This is a genomic window from Amycolatopsis sp. SID8362 (assembly GCF_010550475.1).
GTDB classification, from domain to species: Bacteria; Actinomycetota; Actinomycetes; order Mycobacteriales; family Pseudonocardiaceae; genus Amycolatopsis; species Amycolatopsis eburnea.
In genome coordinates this window covers 1-12,225 of the sequence record NZ_JAAGNB010000488.1, presented here as the reverse complement: position 1 = coordinate 12,225, position 12,225 = coordinate 1, and the positions used below count along the sequence as shown (strand labels likewise).

Genomic DNA, 12,225 nt, shown 5'->3' with positions numbered 1-12,225 from the left:
ACCGAAGTGAAGGGAAATGCACGTGAGCAACATCGTTCTGGCCCAGGCCGCCGCGGAGCAGGTCAACCTCAACGCCGGCCTCGCGGCCATCGGTTACGGCCTGGGCGCGATCGGCCCGGGCATCGGCGTGGGCCTGATCTTCGCGGCCGTCATCAACGGCACCGCGCGTCAGCCGGAGGCGCAGGGCAAGCTGCAGGGCATCGGCTTCTCGACCTTCGTGCTTACCGAGGTGCTCGCCCTGATCGGCATCGTCATCTACTTCATCGCCTCCGCCGCCTGAGTTTCGGCTCATCGCTTTAAGGAGACGCCGTGCTGAACAGTGCCTTGGTCCTCGCCGCAGAGGGCGAAACGCACAACCCGATCATCCCCGACATCTCGGAGCTGATCCTCGGCATCGTCGCCTTCCTCATCCTGCTGTTCATCCTCAAGAAGTACGTCGTCCCTCGCTTCGAGGCCGCGTACGAAGAGCGTGCGCAGAAGATCGAGGGTGGCATCGAGAAGGCCGAGAAGGCCCAGGCCGAGGCCGAAGAGGCCCTGGCCACGTACAAGGCCCAGCTGCAGGAGGCCCGGACCGAGGCCGCCAAGATCCGCGACGACGCGCGGCTCGAAGCCGAGCAGATCAAGGCGGAGCTGCGGGCCGAGGCCGAGGCCGAGTCCCAGCGCATCGTCGCCCAGGGGCAGGCCCAGCTGCAGGCCCAGAAGGCGCAGATCATCGCCGAGCTGCGGGCCGACATGGGCCGCAACGCCGTCGAGCTGGCGAGCCGCATCGTCGGTGAGTCGCTCGAAGACGAGGCGCGCCGTCGTGGCACCGTCGACCGGTTCCTGGCGGAGCTGGAGACCGCCGGTGCCTCCAACGGAGCGGGGAAGTAGCCAGAAATGACGCTGCATGCTGCGAGCCGTGAAGCGCTCGGCCTCGCCGAGGAACGCCTCGGCGAGGTTCTGGCCGACGCGGGAGCCGACGCGGCCACGGTCGGCGACGAGCTGCTCTCGGTCGTCGACCTGCTGGACCGGGAAATCGGCCTGCGCCGGGCGGTGAGCGACGCTTCGACGTCGCCGGAGGCGCGCACCGGGCTGGTGCGCCGGCTGTTCGACGGGAAGCTTTCCGAACCGGCCCTCAAGGTGCTCGACGCCGTGGCGGGCAGCCGCTGGTCCAGCCCTCGCGAGCTGGTCGACGGGCTCGAGGAGCTCGGCCGCTCGGCGCTGCTCAGCGCCGCCGAGAAGACCGGGAACGTCGACACCGTCGAGTCCCAGCTGTTCCAGATCGCGCGGGTCGTGGCCGGCGCTCCGGAGCTGGAGACCGCGCTCTCCGACCTGGCCGGTCCCGCCGACGCGAAGCGCACCCTGGTGCGCGGGCTGTTCGCCGACAAGGTGGACGTGGTCACCGAGACCCTCGTCGAGCAGGTCGTGCGCCGGGCCAAGGGCCGCGGCGTCGGCGTCGGGCTCGACAAGCTGGTCAAGCTGGCCGCGGAACGGCGCCAGCGTTCGGTCGCCTACGTGACCAGCGCGAACGCCCTGTCCGACGAGCAGACCGCCCAGCTGGGCGCGAAGCTCGACGCCATCTACGGACGGCCGATCGCGCTGCACGTCGAGGTCGACCCCCGGCTCGGCGGCGGTCTCGTCGTCCGCGTCGGCGACGAGGTCATCGACGGGAGCGCGGCGGGCCAGCTGGCGGCGCTGCGCAGGCGGCTGGCCCGGGCATAGCCCGAGGTCACACAAGACTTTGCATACTGGCAAGAACGAAGCGAGAGCGGGAAAGACATGGCCGAGCTGACGATCTCCTCGGATGAGATCCGTAGCGCGATCGAGAACTACGTCTCGAGTTACGCCCCGGACGTGAGCCGGGAAGAAGTTGGCGTCGTGGTCGACGCCGGTGACGGCATCGCCCACGTCGAGGGGCTCCCCTCGGCCATGGCGAACGAGCTGCTCGAGTTCCCCGGCGGTGTGCTGGGTGTCGCCCTGAACCTCGACGCCCGCGAAATCGGTGCCGCGATCCTCGGTGACTTCGAGAGCATCGAAGAGGGCCACCAGGTCAAGCGCACCGGCCAGGTCCTGTCGGTGCCGGTCGGCGACGGCTACCTCGGCCGCGTCGTCAACCCGCTGGGCCAGGCGATCGACGGCCTCGGCGACATCGAGACCACCGAGCGCCGCGCGCTGGAGCTCAAGGCCGCTTCGGTCGTCGAGCGCCAGCCGGTGTCGGAGCCGCTGCAGACCGGCATCACCGCCATCGACGCGATGACGCCGATCGGCCGCGGCCAGCGCCAGCTGATCATCGGTGACCGCAAGACGGGCAAGACCGCCGTCGCCGTGGACACGATCATCAACCAGAAGGCCAACTGGGAGACCGGCGACCCGAAGAAGCAGGTCCGCTGCATCTACGTCGCGGTCGGCCAGAAGGGCTCCACGATCGCCGCCGTGAAGAAGTCCCTCGAGGACGCCGGCGCGCTGGAGTACACCACCATCGTCGCGGCCCCCGCGTCCGACTCGGCCGGCTTCAAGTGGATCGCGCCGTACACCGGCTCGGCCATCGGCCAGCACTGGATGTACGAGGGCAAGCACGTCCTCATCGTGTTCGACGACCTGACCAAGCAGGCCGACGCCTACCGCGCGATCTCGCTGCTGCTGCGCCGCCCGCCGGGCCGCGAGGCGTTCCCCGGCGACGTCTTCTACTTGCACTCCCGCCTGCTGGAGCGCTGCGCGAAGCTGTCGGACGAGCTGGGCGCCGGCTCGCTGACCGGGCTGCCGATCATCGAGACGAAGGCCAACGACGTGTCGGCCTACATCCCGACGAACGTCATCTCGATCACCGACGGCCAGTGCTTCTTCCAGTCGGACCTGTTCAACTCGGGCCAGCGCCCGGCCATCGACGTGGGCATCTCGGTGTCCCGCGTGGGTGGTGCCGCGCAGGTCAAGGCGATGAAGGACGTCGCGGGCTCGCTCCGCATCGACCTGTCGCAGTACCGCGAGCTGGAGGCCTTCGCGGCCTTCGCCTCGGACCTCGACGACGCGTCGAAGGCGCAGCTCGAGCGCGGTGCCCGGCTGTACGAGGTGCTCAAGCAGCCGCAGTACACCCCGATCCCGGTCGAGGAGCAGGTCGCCACGGTGTACCTGGGCACGAACGGCCACTACGACTCGGTCCCGACCGAGGACGTGCGCCGCTTCAACCACGAGTTCATCGACTCGGCCCGCCGCAAGCACGCGGAGATCCTCGGCTCGATCCGCGACACCGGCAAGTTCCCGCCGGAGACCGCCGACGCGCTGGTCGCCGCGGTGAACGAGTTCAAGAAGGAGTTCACCACGTCCGAGGGCAAGCCCCTCGAGGAGAACGCCGACGCCATGGACCACGACAAGGTCGGGCAGGAGACCGTCAAGGTCAACAAGCCCGCCCCGAAGAAGTGAGCTGGTAGCTCATGGCCGCACAACTCCGGGAACTCCGGTCGCGCATCAAGGCGACCAAGTCGATCGGCAAGATCACGAAGGCGATGGAGCTCATCGCCACCGCGCGCATCACCAAGGCGCGGGCGCGGGTCGCCGCCTCCCGGCCGTACGCGGACGAGATCACCAAGGTGCTCTCGGCGCTGGCCGGCGCGGCCACCACGCTCGACCACCCCATGCTGGTCGAGCGCCCGAACCCGAAGCGGGCCGCTGTCCTGGTCGTGACCAGTGACAAGGGCCAGTGCGGCGGGTACAACTCCAACGTGTTGCGCGCGACTGAAGAGCTGCTCGCCCTCCTCCGCAAGGAGGGCAAGGAGCCGCAGGTCTACGTCACCGGCAACAAGGGGCTGAACTACTACCGGTTCCGCAACCGCGACGTCGTGAACGGCTGGACGGGCTTCTCCGACCAGCCGGGTTACACCGACGCGGTCGCCGCCGGGGACGCCCTGGTGGAGTCGTTCATGCTGGGTGCGGACGACGCGGACGGCAACGCCGACGGCATCACGGGCGTCGACGAGATCCACGTCGTCTACACCGAGTTCGTGTCGATGCTGACCCAGCGGCCGGTCGCCAAGCGCGTCGCGCCGCTCGAGGTCGAGTACTCCGAAGGCGAAGAGGAGAAGCCCGCCGGGCTGCTCCCCAGCTACGAGTTCGAGCCCAGTGCCGACAAGCTGCTGGACTCGCTCCTGCCGAAGTACATCAACACCCGGCTCTACGCGGCCCTCCTCGAGTCCGCGGCGTCCGAACTGGCCGCCCGCCGGACCGCGATGAAGGCGGCGTCGGACAACGCGAACGAGCTGGTCGGCAACCTGACGCGGGAGATGAACCAGGCCCGCCAGGCGCAGATCACCCAGGAGATCTCCGAAATCGTCGGTGGCGCGAACGCGCTCACCGCAGCAGGAAGTGATGATTGATGACCAGTACTGAAGCCCCGCGCGCCAAGGGGCGCATCGTCTCGGTGACCGGGCCGGTCGTCGACGTCGAGTTCCCGCGCGGTTCCGTGCCCGACCAGTTCAACGCCCTCAAGGTCGAGATCGAGTTCGAGCAGCTCCGCAAGACGGTGACCCTCGAGGTCGCCAGCCACCTCGGTGACAACCTCGTCCGCACCATCTCCCTGCAGCCGCAGGACGGCCTGGTGCGCGGCGCCGAGGTCACCGACACCGGCGGCCCGATCACGGTCCCGGTCGGCGACAAGGTCAAGGGCCACGTCTACAACGCCCTCGGCGAGTGCCTCGACGAGCCCGGCTACGGCGAGGACCTCGAGCGCTGGGGCATCCACCGCAACCCGCCTTCCTTCGACCAGCTCGAGGGCAAGACGACGATGCTGGAGACCGGCCTCAAGGTCGTCGACCTGCTCACCCCGTACGTCGAGGGTGGCAAGATCGGCCTGTTCGGCGGTGCCGGCGTCGGCAAGACGGTGCTCATCAAGGAGATGATCACCCGCGTCGCCCGGAACTTCGGTGGTACGTCGGTGTTCGCCGGTGTCGGCGAGCGCACCCGTGAGGGCAACGACCTCTTCCTGGAGATGTCCGAGGACGGCGTCATCAACGACACCGCCCTCGTGTTCGGCCAGATGGACGAGCCGCCGGGCACGCGCATGCGCGTCGCGCTGTCGGCGCTGACCATGGCGGAGTACTTCCGCGACGTCCAGAACCAGGACGTGCTGCTGTTCATCGACAACATCTTCCGGTTCACCCAGGCCGGCTCCGAGGTGTCGACCCTGCTGGGCCGCATGCCTTCGGCCGTGGGTTACCAGCCGACGCTGGCCGACGAGATGGGGCAGCTGCAGGAGCGGATCACCTCGACCCGGGGTCGCTCGATCACCTCGATGCAGGCGATCTACGTCCCCGCGGACGACTACACCGACCCGGCCCCGGCCGCGACGTTCGCCCACCTGGACGCCACCACCGAGCTCTCGCGTGGCGTGTTCCAGAAGGGCATCTTCCCGGCGGTGGACCCGCTGGCGTCGACGTCGACGATCCTCGACCCGGCCATCGTCGGTGAGGACCACTACCGCGTGGCGTCCGAGGTCATCCGGATCCTGCAGAAGTACAAGGAACTGCAGGACATCATCGCGATCCTCGGTATGGACGAGCTCTCGGAAGAGGACAAGCTGACCGTTCAGCGCGCGCGCCGCATCGAGCGGTTCCTGTCGCAGAACATGCTGGTCGCCGAGGCGTTCACGCAGATCCCGGGCTCGACGGTGCCGCTGTCGGAGACCATCGAGTCGTTCGATCGCATCACCAAGGGTGACTTCGACCACTACCCGGAGCAGGCGTTCCTGGGTATCGGTGGCCTCGAAGACCTCGAGAAGAAGTACAAGGAAATCACCAAGAAGTGATGTCCTGACGACGGCGGGGGCAGTGTCCTATGTGGACTCGGGCCCCCGCCGTTCTCATAGCTTGAGTCAGACCTATTACACTCGGTGGTAACACCCCGAGCGAAGGAGTGCTACGTGGCTGAGATGTCCGTGGAGCTGGTGGCCGTCGAGCGCCGTCTCTGGTCGGGTACCGCCACTTTCGTGGTGGCGCAGACCACCGAGGGTGAGATCGGCATCATGGCCGGCCACGAGCCCGTGCTCGGGCAGCTCGTCGAGGGTGGCGTGGTCAAGGTGACGACCACCGACGGCGAGACGGTCTGCGCGGCCGTGCACGGCGGGTTCCTGTCGGTCACCGGCACCGGGGTCAGCATCCTCGCCGAGAGCGCCGAACTGTCCGACGAGATCGACGTCGACGCGGCGAAGGCGGCACTGAGCGCCGACGACGAGACCGAGCGGACGAGGGCCACGGCCCAGCTCCGCGCGGCAGGTCAGTCGGCCTGAGCGGGAGACGGGCAGGAGCCGGGCCGTGAAGATCACCGTGGTCGTAGTCGGGCTCCTGATCGTGCTCGCCGTGCTGGCCGCCTGGTACGGCCAGCGGTGGATCCGGATGCGCCGCGGTGGTGGCGTGAGCGTCGCGCTTCGGTGGCGTCCGGACGCCGCGCGGTCCAGCTGGCACCTGGGGCTGGGCCGCTACGAGGGCGACGAGTTCGTCTGGTACCGCGTGTGGAGCCTGCGGACCGGTCCGGACCGCGTCTTCCAGCGGGAAAGCATGCAGATCGCCGACCGGCGGGACCCGTCCGGGAGCGAGGCCTACGCCGTTCCCGAAGGTTCGACCGTGCTGCGCTGCGAGTCGGAGACCCAGGAGGCGATCGAGATCGCCATGGGCCCGGGCGCGCTGACCGGCTTCCTCTCCTGGCTCGAATCCGCCCCGCCGGGGCGACGCCTCCCACGCGCTTCCTGACTGACTGTCTCAAACTGGGACAGCCACGGCCCCTGGTTTGGCCTACGGTTGAGCGCATGATCTTCATCGTGGTCAAGTTCCCGGTCAAGCCCGAGCACGCCGAAGACTGGCCGGAAATCGTCGCCGACTACACCCGGAACACCCGCGCCGAAGACGGCAACCGGTTCTTCGAATGGTCCCGCAGCCTCGAGGACAAGAACACCTACGTGCTGGTCGAGGGCTTCGACGGCCAGGACGCCGCCGTCGCGCACGTCGGGTCCGACCACTTCAAGTGGGCCGTCGAGAACCTGGGTGCCTACATCAGCGACAACCCGCGCATCATCAACGTCCAGGACGCCTCCGACTGGGGCCCGATGGCCGAGATCCAGCCGCACTAAACTGGGGTCCGTGACCCTCGTCGAGATCCCCGGCTCCAAGTCCGTCACCGCCCGCGGCCTGTTCCTGGCCGCCGCCGCGCACGGCACCACGACCCTCGGTCGTCCGCTGCACTCGGACGACACCGAGGGCTTCGCCGAGGGGCTCGTCAAGCTCGGCTACCGCGTCGACCGACAGCCGGGCGCGTGGACGATCGAGGGCCGCCCGGCCGGCCCTGGGGTCGCTTCCGCCGAGGTTTTCTGCCGCGACGGCGCCACCACCGCCCGGTTCCTGCCGGCGTTGGCCGCGGCGGGCAACGGGACGTTCCACTTCGACGCGTCCGACCAGATGCGCCGGCGCCCGCTCGGACCGCTGACCGACGCGCTGCAGGAGCTGGGCGTCGACCTCGAGTTCGGCGGTGAGCCGGGCCACCACCCGCTGACCGTCCGCGCGGACGGCGTCAAGGGCGGCGAGCTGACCCTCGACGCGGGGCTGTCCTCGCAGTTCCTGACCGCGTTGCTGCTGCTCGGGCCGCTGACCGCGGAGGGGCTGCGGATCACGGTGACCGACCTGGTGTCGGTGCCCTACGTCGAGATCACGCTGGAGATGATGCGCCGCTTCGGCGTCGACGTCCGGCGCGAGGGGAAGACGTTCGTCGTCCCGCCCACGCCGTACCAGGCCTGCGAATACCCGGTGGAGCCGGACGCGTCGACGGCCAGCTACTTCCTCGCCGCGGCGGCGGTCACCGGCCGCACGGTGACCATCCCGGGGCTCGGCTCTTCGGCGCTGCAGGGCGACGTGAAGTTCGTCGACGTGCTGCGTGACATGGGCGCCCACGTCGAGCTGGGTGAGGACTCGGTGACGGTCGCGGGCCCGTCGGACGGCCTGCGCGGGATCACGGTCAACATGCGCGACATCTCGGACACCGTCCCGACGCTGGCGGCGATCGCGCCGTTCGCCGCGGGCCCGGTGCGCATCGAGGACGTCTACAACACGCGCATCAAGGAGTGCGACCGCCTCGACGCCTGCGAGGAGAACCTGCGCGCGCTGGGCGTCGACGTCGAGACGGGCCGCGACTGGATCGAGATCCGGCCGGGCACGCCCACCGGCGCGCTGATCAAGTGCCGCCGCGACCACCGGATCGCGATGGCGTTCAGCATCACCGGCCTGCGCACGTCCGGCATCAGCCTGGACGACCCGGACTGCGTGAAGAAGACCTTCCCCGGCTTCCACCAGGCGCTGGGGACCCTGCGGGAGAGCTGGGGTATCTGATGGCCGACGAGAACCGCTTCGCCAAGCTGCCGGAGCGCGTGAAGCCGGAGGACATGGTCACGACGCAGGCCGTGGACCCGGCGTTCGACGGGACACCGGACGTCGACCTCGAGCGTTACTGGGCCGCTCAGGAACAGGGCAGGCTGGGCTAGGGCTGCCCGCCCGGCTGCCACAGCACGTCACCCTCGGGGTTCGCCAGCCGGGCGAGGATGAACAGCAGGTCCGAGAGCCGGTTCAGGTACTTCACCGCGATCGGGTTCGTCGTCTCCGGCTCGGCCTCGTACAGCGCCCACGCGCTGCGTTCGGCGCGCCGGGACACCGTGCGCGCCTGGTGCAGGAAGGCCGCGCCCGGCGTGCCGCCCGGCAGGATGAACGACGTCAGCTTCGGCAGGCGCTCGTTGAACTCGTCGCACCAGCCTTCGAGCCGCTCGACGTACTTCTCCGTGATCCGCAGCGGCGGGTACGGCGGGTCGTCGGAAATCGGCAGGCACAGGTCGGCGCCGACGTCGAAGAGATCGTTCTGCACGGTACGCAGCACATCGCTCACCTCGGACGGCAGCGCACCGACGGCGATCGCCAGGCCCAGCACGGAGTTCGTCTCGTCGGTGTCCGCGTACGCGCCCAGCCGCGGGGACGTCTTGGGCACGCGGGACCCGTCGCCGAGCGCGGTCGTGCCGTTGTCGCCGACCTTCGTGTAGACGCGGTTGATGCGAACGACCATGAACCCACCATAGCGGCCCCCGCCCGGGCCGAATCCGGGCGAGAGGGCATGATTGGCGGCCATGAGCGAGCACTTCGACGTGCATGGCGGAGCCCGGCTGGTCGGCGAGGTCGACGTGGTCGGCGCCAAGAACAGCGTGCTGAAGCTGATGGCCGCCGCCCTCCTCGCGGAGGGCACCACGACCATCACGAACTGCCCGCAGATCCTCGACGTCCCGCTGATGGGCGACGTGCTGCGGAGCGTCGGCTGCGAGGTCGTCATCGAGGGTGACACCGCCACCATCACGACGCCGGCCGAGCTGTCGCACCGCGCGGACTCGGCGGCGATGGGCAAGCTGCGCGCGTCCGTCTGCGTGCTGGGCCCGCTGGTCGGGCGGCTGAAGCAGGCCGTCGTGGCGCTGCCGGGCGGCGACGCGATCGGCTCGCGCCCGCTGGACATGCACCAGAACGGCCTGCGCAAGCTGGGCGCGACGAGCACGATCGAGCACGGCTGCGTCGTCGCGAAGGCCGAGACGCTGGTCGGCGCGCAGATCTGGCTGGACTTCCCGAGCGTCGGCGCGACCGAGAACATCCTCATGGCGGCCGTGCTGGCCGAGGGCACCACGGTCATCGACAACTGCGCGCGCGAGCCCGAGATCGCCGACATCTGCACGATGCTGGTCGAGATGGGTGCGAAGATCGAAGGCGCCGGGACGTCGACGCTGACGGTGCACGGCGTCGAGAAGCTGCACCCGACCACCCACAGCGTGATCGGCGACCGGATCGTGGGCGCGACCTGGGCGTTCGCCGCCTCGATGACCCGCGGCGACATCACCGTCCGCGGCGTCAACCCGCACCACCTCGACCTGGTGCTGAACAAGCTGGAACTGGCCGGCGCCGAGGTCGAGACGTTCGACGACAAGGGCTTCCGCGTGATCCAGCCGGAGCGCCCGAAGGCGGTCGACTGGGTGACGCTGCCGTACCCGGGCTTCGCGACCGACCTGCAGCCCTTCGCGGTGGCGCTGTCGGCGGTGTCCGAGGGCACGTCGATGATCACGGAGAACGTCTACGAGGCGCGCTTCCGCTTCATCGAGGAGATGGTCCGCCTGTCCGGCGACGCCCGCACGGACGGCCACCACGCGGTGGTCCGCGGCGTCTCCCAGCTCTCGAGCGCCCCGGTCTGGGCCTCCGACATCCGCGCGGGCGCCGGCCTGGTGCTGGCGGGCCTGTGCGCGGACGGCGTCACGGAGGTCTGGGACGTCTTCCACATCGACCGCGGCTACCCCCACTTCGTGGAGAACCTGAACCGGCTGGGCGCGCGCATCGAGCGGGTCAGCGGCGAGCCCGAGCGGAACTGACTCCGCAACGGGTATCGTAAACCTCTGTAAACCGCGGACAGGGGGTTGCGATGACGGCGCTGCCCGACTGGATGGTGCTCCCGCCCGAGGGCCTTTCGGTCGAAGGATACGAAGCGCTGCCCGAAGAAGTCTGCCGTGTCATCGAGATCGTCGATGGAGCGATTGTCGTGAACCCGGCCCCGCGCCGCCCGCACCAGAAGATCATCCGGCGGATGTCCTACGCACTCGAAGAGGCGTGCGGGGCCGAGCTGGCGGTGGAGTTCGACGTCGACCTCCGCTTGCGGGACGTGCCGTTGCTCAACCGCCGCCCCGATCTGGTGGTCTACGACGCGTCGCTGGACGCCGACACCGTACTGCGGCCCGAGCACTGCTCGCTGGTGATCGAAGTGATGTCCCCGGGTTCGATCACCGCCGACCAGACGGACAAGCCCGCGGAGTACGCGGCCGCCGGGATCCCGCACTTCTGGCGCGTCGAGAACGAGACCGACGACGTCCGCGGGCTCACGATCTTCTGCTACCGGCTCGATCCGACGACCCGCGTGTACACCTCGTCCGGCGCGCACAAGGGCAAGCTGGCGGTGTCGGATCCGTTCGACTTCGCGATGGATCTGGCCGACCTGCTCTGACTCACCCTTCCTGCGCGCCCAGTGCGCGCAGGGCGTACGCCACCAGGCGGTCCACGTAGTCCGGCTCCGCCTCGGCCTGTCGGACCACCAGCCGCCAGTAGATCGGGGCGGCCAGGACGTCGAGTGCCATTTCCATGTCCAGGTCCGCGGGTAGCTCGCCGCGGGTGATCGCGCGGCGCAGCATCGTCTCGCCGACCTCGCGGCGCGGGCCGCCGATGGCCCCGCGCAGGCCGGCGCCGTGGTCCGGGTTGCGGGCGTCCTCCGCGACCAGGTCCGGCAGGATCCGCGAGAACAGCGGGTGCGTGAGCCAGTCGATCAGCGCCTGCATCGTCTCGCGCAGGTCGCCGCGCAGGGAGCCGGTGTCGGCCTCCGCCGCGCGGGTCACGCTGAACTCCGTCACCACGGAGGCGATCATGTGCTCCTTCGACGCCCACCGCCGGTACAGCGCGCTCTTGCCGACGCCGGCGCGTTTCGCCACCGCTTCCATCGACAGCCGCCCGTAGCCCTGCTCGGCGAGTTCCCACATGACGGCTTCGCTGATCGCCTGCGTGACCTCGGGCTGGAGGACCGCGGCGCCGGTCGGGGTGCGTGCCATGGCGGCAGTGTAGCGGGTGGACGGAACGGTACCGTCCCGTCTATCCTGACGTCGGGACGGTACCGTCCCGTCCAAACGTTCAAGGAGGCTGCGATGCGCGACTTCGTCGAGCACGCGCTGGAGCTGCTGCTCAAGCACGACATGGCCGGGTTCGCCGGGCTCTGGGCCGAGGACGGCGTCCTCGAGTTCCCGTTCGCCGCCCCGGGCTACCCGGCGCGCGTCGAAGGCCGGGACGCCATCCGCGAGTACCTGCGCGACTACCCGAACCTGCTGGACATCCGGGAGGTCACGGCGAAGACCGTGCACGAGACCACCGACCCGGCCGTGGTCGTCGCGGAGTTCACTGTCGCCGGCGTCGTGGTCGCGACGCGGCGGCCGTACGAGCTGTCGTACATCGCCGTGATCACCGTCGAGGACGGCGAGATCCGGCGGTACCGCGACTACTGGAGCCCGCAGGCCGCGGCGGAACTGCTCGGCGGCGCGGACGAGCTGACCGCGGCCTTCACCGGCGGCGACCGTGGCTGACGTCCTGGTCGTCGGCGGCACCGGCACCACCGGCCGCCGGGTCGTCGCGGGGCTGCGCGCGAACGGCGTCGCGGCACGTGCGG

At 69.6% G+C, this 12,225-nt stretch carries 16 protein-coding genes; 14 read left to right on the top strand and 2 right to left on the bottom strand.

From position 1 onward, the window contains the following. Positions 1 to 22 precede the first annotated feature (22 nt). From G3I65_RS15190 to G3I65_RS15140, 11 genes are all read left to right on the top strand, one after another. Positions 23 to 280 carry an ATP F0F1 synthase subunit C gene (locus tag G3I65_RS15190; protein WP_160696687.1) on the top strand — a complete coding sequence of 86 codons (258 nt, stop codon included), beginning with the start codon at positions 23 to 25 and terminating at the stop codon, positions 278 to 280. Positions 281 to 309: 29 nt separating this feature from the next. Continuing rightward, positions 310 to 870, top strand: coding sequence for a F0F1 ATP synthase subunit B (locus G3I65_RS15185; protein ID WP_125312941.1), 561 nt, complete (start codon positions 310 to 312; stop codon positions 868 to 870). A 6-nt stretch (positions 871 to 876) separates the two neighbouring features. Continuing rightward, on the top strand, positions 877 to 1,701 hold the full coding sequence (locus G3I65_RS15180) for a F0F1 ATP synthase subunit delta (RefSeq protein WP_160696686.1): 825 nt from the start codon (positions 877 to 879) through the stop codon (positions 1,699 to 1,701). 57 nt (positions 1,702 to 1,758) lie between these two features. Next, positions 1,759 to 3,396 (top strand): F0F1 ATP synthase subunit alpha, encoded by a 1,638-nt coding sequence (atpA, locus tag G3I65_RS15175; RefSeq protein WP_160696685.1) that lies wholly within the window; start codon positions 1,759 to 1,761, stop codon positions 3,394 to 3,396. Positions 3,397 to 3,407: 11 nt separating this feature from the next. Next, complete coding sequence (locus G3I65_RS15170; protein WP_160696684.1) at positions 3,408 to 4,346, top strand: F0F1 ATP synthase subunit gamma; 939 nt, start codon at positions 3,408 to 3,410, stop codon at positions 4,344 to 4,346. Further along, positions 4,346 to 5,773, top strand: coding sequence for a F0F1 ATP synthase subunit beta (atpD, locus tag G3I65_RS15165; RefSeq protein ID WP_160696683.1), 1,428 nt, complete (start codon positions 4,346 to 4,348; stop codon positions 5,771 to 5,773). Before G3I65_RS15170 ends, atpD begins: the two co-directional genes overlap by 1 nt. A 114-nt stretch (positions 5,774 to 5,887) precedes the next feature. Beyond that, positions 5,888 to 6,253 (top strand): F0F1 ATP synthase subunit epsilon, encoded by a 366-nt coding sequence (locus G3I65_RS15160; RefSeq protein WP_125312946.1) that lies wholly within the window; start codon positions 5,888 to 5,890, stop codon positions 6,251 to 6,253. Between the two features lie 25 nt (positions 6,254 to 6,278). Next, entirely contained in the window at positions 6,279 to 6,713 is a 435-nt protein-coding gene (locus G3I65_RS15155) for a DUF2550 domain-containing protein (protein WP_125312947.1), read from the top strand. Between the two features lie 56 nt (positions 6,714 to 6,769). Then, positions 6,770 to 7,090: a putative quinol monooxygenase gene (locus tag G3I65_RS15150; protein WP_160696682.1), complete on the top strand. Its 321-nt coding sequence runs from the start codon at positions 6,770 to 6,772 to the stop codon at positions 7,088 to 7,090. A gap of 10 nt (positions 7,091 to 7,100) precedes the next feature. Further along, the gene (gene aroA, locus G3I65_RS15145) at positions 7,101 to 8,339 is read left to right on the top strand and encodes a 3-phosphoshikimate 1-carboxyvinyltransferase (RefSeq protein ID WP_160696681.1); all 1,239 of its coding nucleotides are present in this window, start codon (positions 7,101 to 7,103) and stop codon (positions 8,337 to 8,339) included. Further along, complete coding sequence (locus G3I65_RS15140; RefSeq protein ID WP_160696680.1) at positions 8,339 to 8,491, top strand: hypothetical protein; 153 nt, start codon at positions 8,339 to 8,341, stop codon at positions 8,489 to 8,491. The genes aroA and G3I65_RS15140 overlap by 1 nt, the downstream gene beginning before the upstream one ends. On the opposite strand, the gene G3I65_RS15135 is transcribed toward G3I65_RS15140, so the two are convergent. Continuing rightward, on the bottom strand, positions 8,488 to 9,060 hold the full coding sequence (locus G3I65_RS15135; protein ID WP_160696679.1) for a cob(I)yrinic acid a,c-diamide adenosyltransferase: 573 nt from the start codon (positions 9,058 to 9,060) through the stop codon (positions 8,488 to 8,490). The two genes, G3I65_RS15140 and G3I65_RS15135, sit on opposite strands and share 4 nt — an antisense overlap. A gap of 61 nt (positions 9,061 to 9,121) precedes the next feature. Here G3I65_RS15135 and murA point away from each other — a divergent pair, with 61 nt between their 5' ends. Together murA and G3I65_RS15125 are read left to right on the top strand one after the other, a co-directional pair. Continuing rightward, positions 9,122 to 10,396, top strand: a complete 1,275-nt coding sequence (gene murA / locus G3I65_RS15130) for a UDP-N-acetylglucosamine 1-carboxyvinyltransferase (protein WP_160696678.1) — start codon at positions 9,122 to 9,124, stop codon at positions 10,394 to 10,396. A gap of 50 nt (positions 10,397 to 10,446) precedes the next feature. Continuing rightward, positions 10,447 to 11,022 (top strand): Uma2 family endonuclease, encoded by a 576-nt coding sequence (locus G3I65_RS15125; protein ID WP_160696677.1) that lies wholly within the window; start codon positions 10,447 to 10,449, stop codon positions 11,020 to 11,022. Between the two features lies 1 nt (position 11,023). On the opposite strand, the gene G3I65_RS15120 is transcribed toward G3I65_RS15125, so the two are convergent. Beyond that, the gene (locus tag G3I65_RS15120; RefSeq protein WP_160696676.1) at positions 11,024 to 11,617 is read right to left on the bottom strand and encodes a TetR/AcrR family transcriptional regulator; all 594 of its coding nucleotides are present in this window, start codon (positions 11,615 to 11,617) and stop codon (positions 11,024 to 11,026) included. A 93-nt stretch (positions 11,618 to 11,710) separates the two neighbouring features. On the opposite strand from G3I65_RS15120, the gene G3I65_RS15115 reads away from it, so the two are divergent. After that, complete coding sequence (locus G3I65_RS15115; protein WP_160696675.1) at positions 11,711 to 12,142, top strand: nuclear transport factor 2 family protein; 432 nt, start codon at positions 11,711 to 11,713, stop codon at positions 12,140 to 12,142. The last annotated feature ends 83 nt before the right edge of the window (positions 12,143 to 12,225 follow it).